This window comes from Streptomyces sp. RGM 3693 (genome assembly GCF_050471125.1).
Lineage (GTDB): Bacteria > Actinomycetota > Actinomycetes > Streptomycetales > Streptomycetaceae > Streptomyces.
The window spans coordinates 335,852-350,548 of record NZ_JBMPPQ010000003.1; the positions used below are offsets into that span (position 1 = coordinate 335,852).

The 14,697-nt window shown below is 67.9% G+C and carries 12 protein-coding genes and 1 pseudogene; 6 read left to right on the plus strand and 7 right to left on the minus strand.

Features of this window, described 5'->3' with window-relative positions:
- Nucleotides 1-224: 224 nt before the first annotated feature.
- From ACO0M4_RS30120 to tatC, 3 genes are all read left to right on the plus strand, one after another.
- On the plus strand, nucleotides 225-548 hold the full coding sequence (locus ACO0M4_RS30120) for a hypothetical protein (protein WP_430374238.1): 324 nt from the start codon (nucleotides 225-227) through the stop codon (nucleotides 546-548).
- Nucleotides 549-550: 2 nt separating this feature from the next.
- Nucleotides 551-832: a Sec-independent protein translocase subunit TatA gene (tatA, locus tag ACO0M4_RS30125; protein ID WP_430374239.1), complete on the plus strand. Its 282-nt coding sequence runs from the start codon at nucleotides 551-553 to the stop codon at nucleotides 830-832.
- Between the two features lie 246 nt (nucleotides 833-1,078).
- Nucleotides 1,079-1,981, plus strand: coding sequence for a twin-arginine translocase subunit TatC (gene tatC / locus ACO0M4_RS30130; RefSeq protein ID WP_430374240.1), 903 nt, complete (start codon nucleotides 1,079-1,081; stop codon nucleotides 1,979-1,981).
- Nucleotides 1,982-2,117: 136 nt separating this feature from the next.
- On the opposite strand, the gene ACO0M4_RS30135 is transcribed toward tatC, so the two are convergent.
- Genes ACO0M4_RS30135 through ACO0M4_RS30145 form a run of 3 tightly spaced genes read right to left on the minus strand, consistent with a single transcriptional unit; the run spans nucleotide 2,118 to nucleotide 7,137 of the window.
- A complete protein-coding gene (locus ACO0M4_RS30135; RefSeq protein WP_430374241.1) occupies nucleotides 2,118-2,579 on the minus strand; it encodes an SUKH-3 domain-containing protein in 462 nt (153 codons plus the stop codon).
- Entirely contained in the window at nucleotides 2,576-6,409 is a 3,834-nt protein-coding gene (locus ACO0M4_RS30140; RefSeq protein ID WP_430374242.1) for an RHS repeat-associated core domain-containing protein, read from the minus strand. The genes ACO0M4_RS30135 and ACO0M4_RS30140 overlap by 4 nt, the downstream gene beginning before the upstream one ends.
- On the minus strand, nucleotides 6,406-7,137 hold the full coding sequence (locus ACO0M4_RS30145; protein ID WP_430374243.1) for a WXG100 family type VII secretion target: 732 nt from the start codon (nucleotides 7,135-7,137) through the stop codon (nucleotides 6,406-6,408). The genes ACO0M4_RS30140 and ACO0M4_RS30145 overlap by 4 nt, the downstream gene beginning before the upstream one ends.
- Before the next feature lie 487 nt (nucleotides 7,138-7,624).
- Between ACO0M4_RS30145 and ACO0M4_RS30150 the strand changes: the two genes are divergently transcribed.
- Nucleotides 7,625-8,197, plus strand: a complete 573-nt coding sequence (locus ACO0M4_RS30150; protein WP_430374244.1) for a HutD/Ves family protein — start codon at nucleotides 7,625-7,627, stop codon at nucleotides 8,195-8,197.
- A gap of 373 nt (nucleotides 8,198-8,570) precedes the next feature.
- On the opposite strand, the gene ACO0M4_RS30155 is transcribed toward ACO0M4_RS30150, so the two are convergent.
- A complete protein-coding gene (locus tag ACO0M4_RS30155; RefSeq protein WP_430374245.1) occupies nucleotides 8,571-8,738 on the minus strand; it encodes a hypothetical protein in 168 nt (55 codons plus the stop codon).
- Between the two features lie 52 nt (nucleotides 8,739-8,790).
- On the opposite strand from ACO0M4_RS30155, the gene ACO0M4_RS30160 reads away from it, so the two are divergent.
- Nucleotides 8,791-9,693: a phosphotransferase family protein gene (locus tag ACO0M4_RS30160; RefSeq protein WP_430374246.1), complete on the plus strand. Its 903-nt coding sequence runs from the start codon at nucleotides 8,791-8,793 to the stop codon at nucleotides 9,691-9,693.
- 216 nt (nucleotides 9,694-9,909) lie between these two features.
- Here the strand turns inward: ACO0M4_RS30160 and ACO0M4_RS30165 are convergent, their stop codons facing one another.
- Together ACO0M4_RS30165 and ACO0M4_RS30170 are read right to left on the minus strand one after the other, a co-directional pair.
- Nucleotides 9,910-11,586, minus strand: a complete 1,677-nt coding sequence (locus tag ACO0M4_RS30165) for a ricin-type beta-trefoil lectin domain protein (RefSeq protein ID WP_430374247.1) — start codon at nucleotides 11,584-11,586, stop codon at nucleotides 9,910-9,912.
- Between the two features lie 983 nt (nucleotides 11,587-12,569).
- Nucleotides 12,570-13,160 (minus strand): TetR/AcrR family transcriptional regulator, encoded by a 591-nt coding sequence (locus ACO0M4_RS30170; protein ID WP_430374248.1) that lies wholly within the window; start codon nucleotides 13,158-13,160, stop codon nucleotides 12,570-12,572.
- 111 nt (nucleotides 13,161-13,271) lie between these two features.
- Between ACO0M4_RS30170 and ACO0M4_RS30175 the strand changes: the two genes are divergently transcribed.
- The gene (locus tag ACO0M4_RS30175; RefSeq protein WP_430374249.1) at nucleotides 13,272-14,282 is read left to right on the plus strand and encodes an NADP-dependent oxidoreductase; all 1,011 of its coding nucleotides are present in this window, start codon (nucleotides 13,272-13,274) and stop codon (nucleotides 14,280-14,282) included.
- 9 nt (nucleotides 14,283-14,291) lie between these two features.
- Here ACO0M4_RS30175 and ACO0M4_RS30180 read toward each other — a convergent pair.
- Nucleotides 14,292-14,579 (minus strand): annotated as a pseudogene (locus ACO0M4_RS30180) (alpha/beta hydrolase family protein); the annotation flags it as partial.
- Nucleotides 14,580-14,697: the final 118 nt, after the last annotated feature.

Consider the following 14,697-nt stretch of genomic DNA (forward strand, 5'->3'; position numbering starts at 1 on the left):
TGGCCATGCATGTCACAGGTGGCGAACTGCGCCTCGCCGTATGCTCGTTGCCGGTCGAGCTCCCCGCGGTTGCGGCGGCGACGGGCGACGAATGCACTGGCAATGCCTGGCTGGACGACGCCGTGGGAATCTCCCGATGGCGCGGGCGGCGGACACCGGTGAAACCGCCGTGCCAAGTGCACCGGGAAACCTCCTCCCAGGCGCCCGCGCACGAGACCGCGGGCGTGGGCACGGACGCCGGCCTGCCCGGCCACCTCCTGCGGATCCCCCTCTGCGACGACGAGTGCCGACCATCCGTCGGTGCAGAGCCCTGCCGGGTCGTGGACATCGACCGCGTCCAGCAGCGTGATGTCCCGGTCGTGGGCGGGACGCCTCTTTGGACGGCGTCCCAGGCTCTGCGCGCGCCCGGAGAGCGATGGGGGCGTGCTCGGGGCGGCAAGACGCGATGCACCGCGGGCGCTCCCGCTCCCACCGCTGCCGCGCAGGAACAAGTGGCACGGATCGCCGAGGCCGGTATGAAGGCCGACGCGTTCGAAGAGGTGGTGTGACGATGTTCCACAATGCGCTGGAGCCCTGGCACCTGCTGATCCTGGTCGCGGTGGTGGTTTTGATCTTCGGCTCGAAGAAACTCCCCGACGCGGCCCGGGCACTGGGCAAGTCCATGCGGATCCTCAAAAGCGAGACCAAGGCCATGAAGGACGACGGCGCCGCAAACGAGCCACGCCCCGAGCCCGAGCCTGCACCGGAACAGCGGACGATCTCGGGCGCTCCCGGAGACACCGCCACCGCCCGCACCGCGCCCACGGACAGCACTACCAGCCACGGAGGCTGAGCCCGGTCCTGCGCGCTCCTGTCCCATCGCCGCAGATCAGCTCGCAGTAAGTGGTGCCGAACTGGACCAACTGCCTCCTGGACGCGCTACCGGCCGCAACCGGCGCCGTGGCGAGCCCGCGCCCCACCGGGTGACGGAGACGATCAAGTACTAACGCAGGGCCGGTAGTCTCCGGTCCGCCGCACGAGATGAGGACGTGGCGTGTCCCAGTCGGCCTGCAACAAGGAGAAGGATCCCGAGGGGCGGATGCCGCTCGCGGAGCATCTTCGTGAGCTCCGCAACCGGCTCGCCAAGGCCGTCCTTGCCATCCTGGTCGTCACGATCGCCGCGGCCTTCTACTACAAGGGAATCGTCAACTTCTTCACCAGGCCGGTACTGGACTCGGTCGGCTGCCCGACGTCCTTCGCCGATCTGGCCAAGCAGACCGCGGACACCACCTGCGCGCGGATCACGATCAGCGGTCTGCTCGCGCCCTTCACCCTGACGCTGAAGGTGTCCCTGATGGCCGGCGTCGTGCTGGCCTCGCCAGTATGGCTGTACCAGCTGTGGGCGTTCGTTGCCCCCGGCCTGCACAAGCACGAGCAGAGATACGCCTACGCGTTCGTCGGCGCCGGCGTCCCGCTGTTCTTCGGCGGCGCCTTCGTCGCCTACAAGCTGCTGCCCACGACCGCAAAGGTGTTGATCGGCTTCACCCCGCACGGGGTGGACAACCTGCTGCCGTTGGACGATCTGCTCGACCTCATTACCCGCATGGTCGTCGTCTTTGGTCTCTCCTTCGAGATGCCGCTGCTGCTGGTGATGCTGAACCTCACCGGAGTGCTGTCCGGCCGGCGGATGCTCGGTTGGTGGCGCGGCATGATCATGGGGATCACAGTCTTTTCGGCTGCGGCGACGCCGAGCACGGACCCGCTGACCATGCTGGCGCTGGCCGCGCCGATCTGGGGGTTCTATTTCGCCGCCGTTGTCTTTTCGCTTCTCAATGACCGGCGCAAGACCCGAAGAGAAGCAGAGGGGCCCGGCGACGGCGAGATCTCCGACCTCGACCTCACGCCGCACGACATCGGCGAAGTGGAATCGGTGTCCGCCAGCCAGGCCCTGCCCGCGCAGCCGGACGCTGACGACGACCGCGCCGACGGTGAGACGACGTGACCTGAGGGGGCCTTCAGTAGAGCTGACGGCACATCAGCGAAGTCGCGTAGTCAGGCTGATCCGCATCGCCAGCGGCTTCGCCGTCATGACGTCCAGGCCGTCCGGCTCGCCGGCGCTGGATGCGACGACATGTGACTCAGAAGAAGGTTTTGTCCCAGCTGTCTGTTCCGATGGCGCGGATGGCGTTCTCGAAGCCGTTGGCGATCCGCTGGATCCCGGCGTCGCCGGAGATGAAGATGTCATCGTTCTCGGCCAGCAGCACCACGTCTTCGGTATCCCAGGCCGTACCGATCAGCACGAGGGACTGGCCGATGCGCTTCGCGTCGATGCGCACGTTCCTTGGGATGGCGTGCGTGGCTTCCAGGGTCCTCTCCACCGAGGTCGTGAGCTCGACTTCGCGCTGCCGCCACATCCAAGTCACGGTGAGCTCCCCGTAGTCGGCCAGGAAGTCCCGGAGGCGGGAGGTGACTTCATAGCCCTCTTCGGCGTATTGACGGCAGACATCCTCGATGTCCAGCGGACCGGCCTCAAGTCGCGCCTCGTCCGCAACGACAGCTCGCAGCCGCTGCACCGCTGGACGGTCAGGGGTGTTGTTCATCCTGTCAGGACCTCTCCTCCGAAACCGGGCACCCATGTCTTGCAGTTGTCGCACATCCCGAATTTCTTTCCCTTTGTGTTGATGGTCACCAGGTCGATGTTCTTCGGGTCTGCGCCGTCCTTGATCGCGTTGGTGAACATCCGCGGTTCGGCACAGACATTCGCCGGGCGGCCATCTTTGTGGTGCGATTCCTCGGGCAGTGCGTCGTTCACGGCCTTCTCGTGCCCGGTGCCCGGGCCGCTCTCCCCGTAATAGACCTTACCGGTGGTCCGGTCCTTGCCCGCAGAGTAGGCGCCGGGGGGCTTCTGGTCCTCGGCGAGGTCATCCATGACCTTTTGCTTCCGCTGTTTCGCCAGGTCCATCAGCTCTTTTTTGAGCGGGTTCACCTGGTTTTGCGCCATGAGGCCGAGGGGGTCGCACCAGGTGTGCGGGTTGTGGACGTAGGCGTCGGGGTTGGGCGCGGGACTGAGGCCGAGCGGGTCGGGGCTGGTGTACCGGGCGGTTTGGGGGTCGTAGTAGCGGTTGAGGTTGTAGTGGAGGCCCGTCTCGGGATCGAAGTACTGGCCGGGGAAGCGCAGCGGCGTCTGGGTGGTGTTGCCGGTGGCCCAGGTGGTGTCGCCCCAGAGGGTCGTCGTGGCCCGCCAGGCGATGGTGTCGGTGGCCGTGTCGACGAGTTCGGTCGGGGTGCCGACGAGGTCGGTGACGATCGCGAAGAAACGGCGGTCGATCTGGTCCTGCGGGGTGTCGGCCGTCGCGGGGGTCGTGATGGTCTCGGTCTGGGCGAGCGGATGAAGTCCTCGGTGGTCCCAGCTCATGGTGTAGGGCCCGGGAAGGTACGGGGCGTGTGTGGTCTGCTCGACGAGCTTTGAACCGTCCCAGGTGAAGTCGGTCCGCTCTTCGACGGTGACGCCGTCCGCGGCCAGGCGGTGCTTGGCGATCCGGCGGCCGAAGGGGTCGTAGAGGTAGCGCCAGTGTGTTCCGTCGGGCGTGATGACGTGGGTGAGACGGTCTTCGGCGTCCCAGGCGTAGTGCCAGCTTGCGGGCTTTTTCGAGAGGCGGGTGACCTGGCGCAGGGTGATGCGGCCTGTGGTGTCGTACTCGTAGCGCACGCGGCCGGCGGTGCTGAGCTGGGTGCCGCTGTACGTGCGGGTGCCGACCGCACCCTGGGTGGCACTGGTGGCGGGCCAGTCAGCGGAGGTGAGGTTGCCGGCCGGGTCGTAGGCGTAGTTCTCGGTCCAGGTGGCGGCGTGGACGGCGGTGACGCGTCCGGCGGCGTCGAGAGCGAAGGTACGGGCACCGCTGAGCTGGTCCTCCACACCGGTGAGGGCACCGTCGGCCCGGTAGGTGTAGTCGCGGCGTTGCAGTACCGACTGCTCGGACTTCAGGATCTGGCCGGTGAGGCGATGCTCGGCGTCCCAGGCGCTGGCCAGGGTGAGACGTTCGCCGATGCTTCGCTCTTTTTCACGCCCGGCCGCGTCGTAGGCGAAGTCGAGCCTGCCACCGGGGGTGGCCAGGGAGGTGCGGCGACCGACCCGGTCGTAGGTCCAGGCGCTGGTGTGACCGCTGGGGGTGGTGCGTCCGGTGCTCCGGCCGAGGGCATCGAGGGTGTGGGTGAGGGTGAGGCCGTTGACGGTCTCGCTGATCAGGTTGCCCAGGACGTCGACCGTGCGGAGCAGGTCCGCGTCCGGGCCGGCGGCCCGAATCAGGTGCCCGGCGCTGTCGTAGGCGTAGCTGGTGATCGCCCCGTCTGAGTTCTTCGCCACGAGCTGACCGAGTACGTCGTAGGAGTACTGGATCCGCTGTCCCAGCGGGTTGGTACGCGAGATGACCTGGCCGGAGGCGTCCAGTTGGTAGCCAACGGTCCGGCCGTTGAAGTCGCTCTCCGATATGAGCTGGCCGGCGGGGTCGTACGTGTAATTCCAGGTCTGTCCCAGGGCGTTGGTGACCTCCACGAGCTGCATATGAGCGTCGTGGCTGAAGGTGAGACGGGTACCGTCCGGGTCGGTGCGGGCAGCGAGGGTCGCGAAGGGTGCGTACTCGAAGGTGCTGGTCTGTCCGAGACGGTCGGTGTGGGTGAGCAGATTGCCCTCGGCGTCGTACGTCCAGGTCTCGACGGTTCCGTCGGGCGCCGCGTACGACGTCAGCTTGCCCTCGGTACTCCAGGCCAGCCGGGTGATCTCGCCCAGTTGGTCGGTGATGGCGACGACCCGGCCGAAGGCGTCGCGCTCGTACCTGCTGGTGGCTCCGGCCCGGTCGGTGACCTCGATGGGCAGGCCGGCGGCGTTGCACCGGATGCGCGTGGAGTGGCCGAGGGCGTCGGTCACGAAGGCCAGATGCCCGGACTCGTCGTAGCCGTAGCGGGTGGTGGCCCCGGTGGGGTCGGTGAGCGAGGTGCGGCGGCCCGCCTCGTCGTAGGTCTGCCGCCAGGTCAGCCCGCCGGGACGTGTGATCAGCGTGGGCAGGCTCGCATCACCGAAGTAGGCAGCCGTGGCCTGCTCGCCGTCCGGGCGCGTGACGGAGATGAGGCTGCCGGTGTCGTCGTAGGCGAACCTGGTGGTACGGCCGAGGGGGTCGGTCTGGGAGAGCAGGTTGTCGTACTCGTCCCGTTCGAAATACGTGGTGTTCCCGAGCGGGTCGGTCTGAGCGACGATCTGGGCGTGTTCGTTGACCTGGTACCGGGTGGTGTGGCCGAGCGCGTTGGTCTCGGAGTGGACCTTGACGCCGGTGTCCGGATCCGGGTCGCCGTACTCGAAGTGGAACTTGAGCGTGCCGTCGGCGCACCCTTCCTCCACGACCCGGTTGGAATCGTCGTAGGTATAGAGGTAGCGGGTGCCGTTCCGGTCCGTCCAGGAAAGGATCCGGCCCTGGGCGTCGTTGGCGAAGAGCAGTGGGCGCCCGGAGGAGTTGTAGACGGCGGTCAGGTGCCCGTCGGTGTAGCCGTACCTGGTGAGCAGCAGATCGCGGCCGTCCTCGTCCGCTCCGGCCAGATGCAGCGCGCTGATGCGGCCGGCGTCCACGCTGACCAGGATGCGGTAGCCACCGGAGTGCGTCATGCTCAGCGGTGCGCCGTCGGCAGCGTAGGCGAACTCGACGCGGTGGCCTGCCCGGTCACGTATTCCGGTCAGGAGGGCCGTCTCGCCATCGGGCTGGCGGGTGAATTCCCGGACCAGGCCAGTGGTGACGTCGGTGAGGGTGTAGTCGCCCGTCGGGCCGTCGCACTCCAGGTCCAGACGAGCGCCGGCCGTCGCCTGGGCTGGTTCGTCGGGCGTCGGGTGCGGGTATGCCTGCGCGGTCCGCTCCGCGCTGAGGTAGACGACACCGTCGCCGTCGAATTCCAGTCGCTCGTCGAAGGTGCAGACCCAGCGCGGGCCCATCCAGCGCCCGGCCTGGTAACCGGACTCGAACGACCGCCTGAAGAGCGGCGGCAGCGCGCCGGGCAGCGACACGTCCATCTGGTCGATGAACATCCGCCCGGTCGCCATGTCAACCGGCTCACCACCGGGACAGACGGACTCCTGCGGCCGGCCGGCCTCGCGTGGGTTTCCCACCTGATCGCGGCCACGGCCGCGGGTCGGCGTACCGTGTCCGCGACGTCCGCCGCCCCCCATGGCGTGCGGGGCGCGCGGCATGTCCCCCTTGCCGCCCTTGAGGAGCTTGTCGAGCTCCCCGGCGTGCTTGGCGTCGTTCTCGGCGTGGTTGGTGGCGACCTTCTTCAGCCGGCCCCCGGCATCGTGGTACAGGTCCTGGACGGCCTTGCTCGCATCCTTGGCGATGGTCTTGCCGACCTTCTGGGCACCGTCCTCCAGCGCCTTGACGATCCGGTTGCTCATTCGAAGCTCACTCCCGCAGCCTTCGACTCGAAGTCAGCGGCGTGCGACGCCACCGTCCGCGCATGCCCACGCAACACCTCGGCACGCTTGTGCAACTCCTCGGGATGGATGGAGAAACTCTCCCCCGCACCACCCCCACCCCCACCGGAAACACCCAGCGCGGACTCGGCGGCCTGGAAGACCATGCCGCTCACCGCCTTGCCGACCACCTCCACCAACGGATTGATCGCCGCCTCGATGACCTGACCGATGATGTACTGCTCCAGCTGATCCTCAAGGAATTTGATGAGCTTCTTACCCGCCGCGATGACCAACACCTCGGCCGCCTCCGCGATCCCCAACGTGGCCACCGCAGCGGCCTGATCGGCCACAAACGTAATGGCCAGCACGATGAGCTCGCCGATCGCCTCCACCTTCATCGCCACGATCGTGTCCGCCGCGACATCCAACGCGGTGGCCACCGTGTGACAGGCATTGACCAGCTCCGTCATATGCCCGTCCGACAACTGCCCCCACTTGGCCAGCAACGCCTCGTACGACGCCCCCTGATACACCTCGGCCAGCTGATGGATCGTCGACGTCGAGTCCTTGTGCGTCTCATCCAGCTTCTGCGCGAAGTCCCGCACATGGGACGCGAATTCACGGACCTTGTCCTCATTGACGCTCGGCCAGTTCACCCCGATGAACTGAAGGAACGTCACCACTTCATCCGGCAGCTCGATCGCCATGCGGCTCCCCCCTGGTCATTGCCGTGACAGCACATCAGGCGTCATTCAAGAATGCGCAATAGGAATGCAAAAATGAACCCCAGAAACGGCCATAAATGCACCTACCGGGAATGGCCTTCTGTTCCGCCCAGGACTATTCGCCCGTCGACGTTGCCACCGCCTTCCTATATGCCCTCGGTCAGCCCATTACGGCAGGAGGTCTCGTAGCGCCGCAGTCCGCCCACCCGGCCGAGATGTTCGGGGTGCCCCCGGAGGAGCTGCGGGCCGTGTACGGACCAAGATGCGCGAGCACGAGATGGCTGAACTCCTCGGCCACCCTGATCTCCAAAAGCTCGACACGGACCTCGACGAGGCCGTCGCGTAGGGTGCGGGGGCGAGGGCCTCAAGGTCCGGGTTCGCAGCCCGACCCGCGGGGCCCTCTCCTGTTGTCCGGGCCGCCGAGCCGTGAGGAACGGCTCTGCGGCCGGCCGATCCGGAAGGAAAGCACATGGCACTACAGGTTCTGCGGGCACAGGAGAGAACACCCGCGCCGTGGAAGAACGGCGGAGGTGTCACCACCGAGGTGGCCGCCCGTCCCGAGGGAACGGGGACCGGCGATTTCCTCTGGCGTGTCAGCATCGCCGATGTCGCGCAGAGCGGACCGTTCTCCGTCTTCGAGGGCGTGGACAGGACCATCACCGTCGTCGACGGCCCCGGCATGGCTCTGACGGTCGACGGCACCCCGCACGTGATGGCCGCCCCGTACGAGCCGTTCGCCTTCTCCGGTGACTCCGACACGCAGTGCGAGCTGCTCGGCGGCCCGATCGTCGACTTCAACGTCATGGTGCGGCGCGCCGATGCGACGGCGCGGGTCCGGATCGTGCGCGACCGCGTCGCGGTGCGGCCGGAAGCCGGAACGTGCGTGCTCGCAGTGGTCCTGAAAGGGTCGGCCGCCCTCGGCCGGGAGTCCATCCGCCTCGACCGCCTGGACGCCGCACTGCTCGCCGAGGGGGACGCCGACGACATCGACGTCGACGGGCATCTCGCACTGGTCACCATCACCGACCGCGGTTCGGACTGACCCGGCGGGCCGGTTGCCCCACCGGTGCTCATCGCCTGGCCACCGAGGCCGCGATGCAGCCCGTCCACCGCTCCGAGCGCGACCGGCCCGGCGTGTTCGGCCTGCGCTGCCGCAGGAGTTCGGCGACGTTCACACGGCCAGCCCCAGGTCGCGCCAGGTCGGGGAGAGCGGTGAGCTGGCGGTTCATGTTCGCGGTGGCCGCCCAATACACCCGGGAGGCGGCGTTGTCGGGGGTGGGCGGTGCGGATGCCGAAGATGGGCATGCCAGCCCTGGTGCTGATCACCGTGTTCCCCATGGCCCTGACCGCGCTCACAGCCGGCCTCAGTGGACGATGCGGACCGTGGTGACGACGAGGATCGGGGCGCTGACGTACTAGACGACGAAGGTGCCGGCGACGGTGACCTCACGGTAGGCACGGCCGCCGCCTTTGACCGTGGTGGAGCCGTGGCCGTAGGGGTCGATACTCAGCGTCTTGGCCAGGTGCTGGTCATGCCGCTGAAAGCTTTTGCGCGTGCTGCCGGCCGGATGATGAGGTGGCACGGTGATAGACCACGATGAGGCGGGGGCCGTCCGACCGTTGACGCTGGCTTGGGTGAGCCGGCACCTGGAGGTCGGCGAACGGATCGTCAGAACCGAGGCGCTACACGGCGGCATCACTGCCGAAATGCGGCGGCTGACCATCGGCACGCGGGACGGAGGCACCCGTGACCTGGTGCTGCGGACCTTCGTCAACGTGGAGCACGCCGAGGACTGGCTGAGCAGGGAGACCGGTGCCCTGACCCTGCTCACGGGGACCGGCGTGCCGGCTCCTGGACTGGTCGCGGTTGATCCGACCGCCGCGCATTGCGAGTTTCCCTCGCTCCTTATGACACATCTGGCGGGCCGGACGGTCCTCGACGATGAAGGGTTGGAGACGCGCGTCCCTCTGCTGGCGCGTCAACTCGTGGCGATCCACGCGTTGCGACCCGCCGAGCGGCCCCGGGAGTATGTGGCGTTGACGACCGCCGACACGGTCGTGACTCCGAAAGGCGCCGACGCGACGGCATGGGCCGCGGCGATCGAGGTGATCCGCAAGCCCGCGCCGCCCTATGAAGGGCGATTCCTGCACCGGGACTTCCAACCTGGCAACGTGCTGTTCGACGTGCCACCCCAAAGGCCGGCAGGCGCCCGGATCACCGGCGTCGTCGACTGGGCCGCGACCTCCTGGGGCCCGGCGGATCTCGATGTGGCGCACTGCTCCACCAATCTCGCGCTACTGCACGGTCCGGCGTGGGGTCTGCGGTTCGCTGAGGCGTATGAGGAGGCCGGCGGGGTGCTGGCCGCGGCCGCGAGCGAGCGGCTGTACTGGCAGGTGCGGGACGGACTGGCGTGCTCAGAAGAAGTGCAGTTGGTGGCGCGGCCATGGCGGGAGGCAGGGAGGACAGAGCTGACGACGCGAGCCGTGGAGGAGCGACTGGATGCCTATGTCACCGCCCTGATGGACGCGCTTGGCTGAGGCAAGGCGGTCCGGGGCGCGCCGCGCGATTCCGAAGCGTTGAGGTGACGCGCCGGGCCTGTGCCGAGGCTGGGTGGGGCTTCGAGCGGGTGGGGTGCTGGAGGCGGTGCTGCCGGCGAAGGCGTGGTAGGTCTCGCGTGGGCCGGGGCCGTGGGGGAACCGGGCCGCCCGGGCCGGCTGTATGTCGGCTCGGGCGGCTTGGTGGGGTTCACAGGTTCAGGGGTTCACCACGCTCCAGCGCTGGGCCAGGATGTCGTTGCACGGGGCGAGGCGGACGCTGCCGCGGTCGGCGTCGGGGGCCAGCAGACAGAGGTGGTTGGCCTCGTTGCGGTAGCGCACGGTGCCGTCCGCGTAGGTCTCGGCCAGCCAGCGCTGACCGGCCGCGTCGACGCCACGCGCGTCGTCACACGTCCGCAGCATGGCATCGGTCTGCGAGGCGGCGTGCTCATCGCGGACGCCCAGGCAGTAGTTGTTGCCGAACTCGCTCTTGAAGCGGACCAGGTTGTCGTCCGGGCTGATGCGCTGGATGTTCCAGCCGAAGTCCAGGCGCTCCTGGCGCAGCCAGTAGATCCACCACCACTTGGGCGGAGCGGGCGCGGTGTGGATGGTGGTCCCGGGAAAGGATCCGTTCAGCATGCGACCGCCCATGAAGGCGGATTCCAGGCGTACGTTGCCGGTGGTCGTCGGCCAGTCCTTGGGTAGCGAGGCGGGGTTCTCCCACCATCGCTGGGCGGGGTTCTCCGTGCACGGTGCCACGGTCACCTGCTTGTCGGACGGGGTCAGGCACATCCCGGGGAAGGCCACGTTCTGCCAGCGCTGCGGACCCCCGCTGTCGTTGTTCCAGCCGGGGTCGTCCTCAAGGTGGCTGATCGTCCACTGCGCCCGCGGATCAGCGCAGTCGCCGGCGACGACCTGGGAGGACGTATCCCGGCGGGCGCCCGTCGGGGCGGCGATGCAGTCTCCCGTGCCGGGGTTTCGCAGGTAGTGGGTGAGGGCGTCGCCGTTGGTGTACATCCGCCAGGTCTGGCTGCTGTCATTGCTGGGGGTGCCGATCCCGAACGAGCGGTCCGGGTTCTCCTGCAGCTGATTGCCGTTGGGCGCGGCCAGCCTGGTGGCGTAGACGTGTGACGGGCCGGTGGGCGCGACAATGGGTGGTGTCCGCGTGAAGTGCACGGCCACGTGGTCGGATCCGGCACCGTCGGCGCGGTTCGCGGTGAAGCCGCCGGGCAGGCCGCGTGTGACCGCGTAGTCCAGCTCGCTCGGGTGATCGCCGTTGATGTACGTCGGCTGGCCCGTGCGCAGCAGGCTCTCGCCGTCGTGCAGATGCAGCGACTGGCGGGCCTCGTTGTTGTTGCGGTTGAGGATGTTCACGTTGTAGTCGCCGGCCAAGACCCAGTTCCGGCCGTGCTGGTCGCTCCTGGCCATGAAGTTGCGGACCTGGTCGAGCAGTCCGGGCCGGTGCTCGTCTCCGGTCACGTCCTCGCCGCGGGCGTGCGTGTTCCAGTACCAGGTGTTCCCGAACCGCAGACCGAGCAACGGGCGGGCCCGGTAACGGTTGTTCGGGGCGTTCGGGTCCGGGTCGTAGTAATTGTTCTCCAGGACGCGGACCTCATGGGCCCGGGTATCGGTGACCGTCGCCAGGTTCATCTGGCCGCCGTCCCACGTGTCCTCATTCGTCTCGCTGATCCTGCGGGGGTCGGTCTGCAGGAAGTACACGTAGCGGTTGGTGCCGTTCGGGCCGCCCGCCCAGGTCGAGAGCGTGTAGGAACTGGGCTGGGGGTCGCGGTTCGGAGTGAGCCGCAACTGCCGGTAATTGCTCCGGTGGTCGTCCGCCGGCTGAGGTGGCCCGCTGCCGGCTTCCTGCAACATCACCACCGGGTAGCTCGCGACCATCCGGTTGATCTCTGAAGTCCACCTTGAACCGTTGTCCGAGCCGTGCATGTTGTACGAGGCGAACGGCGAACTGCCGTCAAGGTTTACCGCGTGTGCAGGCGCAGCGGTCAGCGGAACAGTCAGCAGAGCCGCCACCGCGCTCAGGACGGCAAGCACGGCGGTGGTCCACCGCCGCGACCGTAATCGCGTCCTCGTGGTCCGCAGGGCCCCCAGGGTCTGCGAACGGTTGCCTCTACTCAATGATCAAGCCTCTCCCGTCGGCCCCCGCGCCCGGCGGCGCGGGGGGACTGCCGAAGCCACCAACTCCCCGTGGCGGCACCGTGCTGCCGTACCGGCAGCGGAGCGGGGCCGAGCTCGCCCTCGATCCGCTGTCGAGCGAGTGGTGCACGGACCGTCGAACGAGCGATCGCCGGCCCCGCGGTCACAGGAGACGGAAGATCGAGCTCACGCGGTTCAGGACCCCATCGATATCCGGCCCCTCCCCCACACCCCGCGTCCCGTCCGGCCTTCAGACGACTGGCCAGTGCGAACGGAGCCGTAAAGTTCGCACACGCACTCGACCCGGCGGCCCGGCGCCACGGCCCCGGACCGTCCCGGGAAGGCGCCACTGCCTGGCGATACACCACTTCGGACCGAACACCGAAAAGTCGAGGCGACATTGTCCTTAAACGGGGTCCAGTGGAAGGAAGGGGGAAAGGGGAGCGGCATGGCGGCGCCATTCCGGGGTACGAAAGTGGGTCGCACGGCCGGGCACAGCGCGCAGCCGCCGGCAGGACGCCAACGGAACAGGGAACACCTCGTGCGATTCGGGGTACGCGCCGCTGGAGGTCCCTTGCCAACCAACTGCCGCTTCAGGCGGTCACGGTCCGCTCTTGAACGGCGTGCGACTCGATGCTGGGGTCTGGTCCGCCTTGGCGAACTCGGCGTCGAATCGCTCCTTGCCGAGCGCGCGGCCGACTCCGCTGGCCCGCACGACGTTTCAGCTACGCGTCCGCGGGGGGGCGTTCCCCCTCGGTAACGCTGTTTCCTGCGCTCGTCAGAATCGTGCTCGCGACGACGTCGAAGAGGTGGTCGGCGCGTGGCGCAAGCGAGGGTTGATCGCCGAGCCAAGCGAGCATGGCCACCAGCGCAAACAAATCGTCGCCATCGATATCGCTCCGCGCCATGCCTGCGACCTGGGCACGAGTGAGGAGCCGCGCACCGGCTGCGCGCAGCGTGACGCACGAAGCGTGGAGTGCGGATTCGGTGTCCGCGATGGCGGCTGCCATCAGCACGGTCACGCCCCGGTACTCGGTTGTCCACGCGACGCAGTCGCGTACCCACGAAACGAGAGCGTCTTCGGGTGAGCTCGACGTCTCGAACTCGCCTGCCTTTGCCGTCAGTTCGTCGAAGCTGGTGCGGAGCAGGGCCTCAAGCAGCGCCTCGCGCGTCGGGAAGTGCCGCAGCAGCGTCGCGAGCCCAACATCGGCCCTGCGCGCGATATCGCGCAGTGACACGTCGATGCCTTGCTCCGTGATGGCGGTGCCCGCTACGGCGAGCAGGTGGTCGCGGTTCTTCCTGGCGTCGGCCCGCATCTGTCCCTCTTGACTATCCGGATCAGTGGTCCATATATTCGGATCAGTGGTCCATTTATGTGGATCACTGATCCGGATAAGCGTATCCCGCGGCGCGGGTAGGAGAAAATGATGCCGACACACAGGATGAGGGCGATCCGGCTCCACGAGCACGGCGGCCCTGAGGTTCTGCGGTACGACGAGGTGCCGATTCCTGAGCCGGGGCCGGGCGAGGTGCTCGTCCGCGTGCACGCGGTCGGCATCAATCCCCCCGACTGGTACCTGCGCAACGGCATGTCCAACCTGCCTCCGGAGACGAGGCCGAAGTTCGACTTACCCATGATTCCGGGTACGGACCTGTCGGGCGTCGTCGAGGCCGTCGCCGCGGATGTGGACGACTTCTCCGTCGGCGATGAAGTCTTCGGTCTCCTGCGCTTCCCCGGCTTCGATGGCCACACATATGCCGAGTACGTGGCCGCGCCTGCCTCGGACCTCGCACTCAAGCCGACCGGCATCGATCATGTGCACGCCGCCGGTGCCCCCATGGCCGGGCTCACCGCATGGCAGTTCCTGATCGAGCTCGGACACGATCATCCGTCGCCCTTCCAGGCCGCGAAGCATCGCCCGGTGCCACTCGACGCCAACGTGACGGTGCTCATCAACGGCGCCGCGGGTGGGGTGGGGCACTTCGCACTACAGCTGGCGAAGTGGAAGGGCGCACGTGTGATCGCGGTGGCATCGGGCACGCATGAATCGTTCCTGCGCAAACTCGGCGCTGACGAGTTCATCGACTACACCAAGAGTCGCCCCGAGGAACTCGTACGCGACGTCGACCTCGTTCTCGACACCGTCGGCGGCCCCGGCAGCAAGCGCTTCCTTCGCACGCTCAAGCGCGGCGGCTCCCAGTTCCCCGTGTTCTTCGGCGAATTCGACGAAGAAGAGACCACCAGACTGGGTGTCACGGTCACGGGCACCCAGGTCCGCTCGAATGGGGCTCAACTCGCCGAACTTGGACGCCTGCTCGGCGCGGGCACGGTCCGCGTCGCGATCGACAGCACGTTTGCGCTCGCGGAAGCCCAAGCAGCGCACGAACGCGCCGCCCGAGGGCACATCCAGGGCAAGATCGTACTCACGGTCGCTTAGGAACGAGCCCTGCATCGCCCGGCGGAGGTCGGCGCGGGCCTGCTCGTCGGCGGCGGAACGGGGCCGCTCACCGCACCCGGGAGCGTCGATGGCGGCCACCGCGTAGCCGTACGCCGCGGACTGTCGGGCCCGGACCACCAGCCGGGGTTCCCCCTTGGGCAGGCCGTTGTTGTGGGCCATCAGGATCAGCGGAGCCGGTGCGGATCCAGGCGTCCACAGGGTGCCGGGGATCTCGCCGAGGGTGAATTCGCGTTCGAGGACGCCGTCGTCGTGGTGCTGTTCGGAAGTGAATTGCATGGTCGTGCCTTTCGGGAGTGCTCTTGAACGGCGCTCCCGGACGACCTATCGCCCGACCGTGACCCCGGAGGGGAGCACCCATGTCGATACTGCGTTCACGGGTACCACCTCCTCGTTC

Bases quoted from the DNA above. Each gene is read 5' to 3' on its own strand.
- tatA (WP_430374239.1), top strand. From the start codon at position 551: ATGTTCCACAATGCGCTGGAGCCCTGGCACCTGCTGATCCTGGTCGCG.
- tatC (WP_430374240.1), top strand. From the start codon at position 1,079: ATGCCGCTCGCGGAGCATCTTCGTGAGCTCCGCAACCGGCTCGCCAAG.
- ACO0M4_RS30135 (WP_430374241.1), bottom strand. From the start codon at position 2,579: ATGAACAACACCCCTGACCGTCCAGCGGTGCAGCGGCTGCGAGCTGTC.
- ACO0M4_RS30140 (WP_430374242.1), bottom strand. From the start codon at position 6,409: ATGAGCAACCGGATCGTCAAGGCGCTGGAGGACGGTGCCCAGAAGGTC.
- ACO0M4_RS30145 (WP_430374243.1), bottom strand. From the start codon at position 7,137: ATGGCGATCGAGCTGCCGGATGAAGTGGTGACGTTCCTTCAGTTCATC.
- ACO0M4_RS30150 (WP_430374244.1), top strand. From the start codon at position 7,625: ATGGCACTACAGGTTCTGCGGGCACAGGAGAGAACACCCGCGCCGTGG.
- ACO0M4_RS30165 (WP_430374247.1), bottom strand. From the start codon at position 11,586: ATGGTCGCGAGCTACCCGGTGGTGATGTTGCAGGAAGCCGGCAGCGGG.
- ACO0M4_RS30170 (WP_430374248.1), bottom strand. From the start codon at position 13,160: ATGCGGGCCGACGCCAGGAAGAACCGCGACCACCTGCTCGCCGTAGCG.
- ACO0M4_RS30175 (WP_430374249.1), top strand. From the start codon at position 13,272: ATGCCGACACACAGGATGAGGGCGATCCGGCTCCACGAGCACGGCGGC.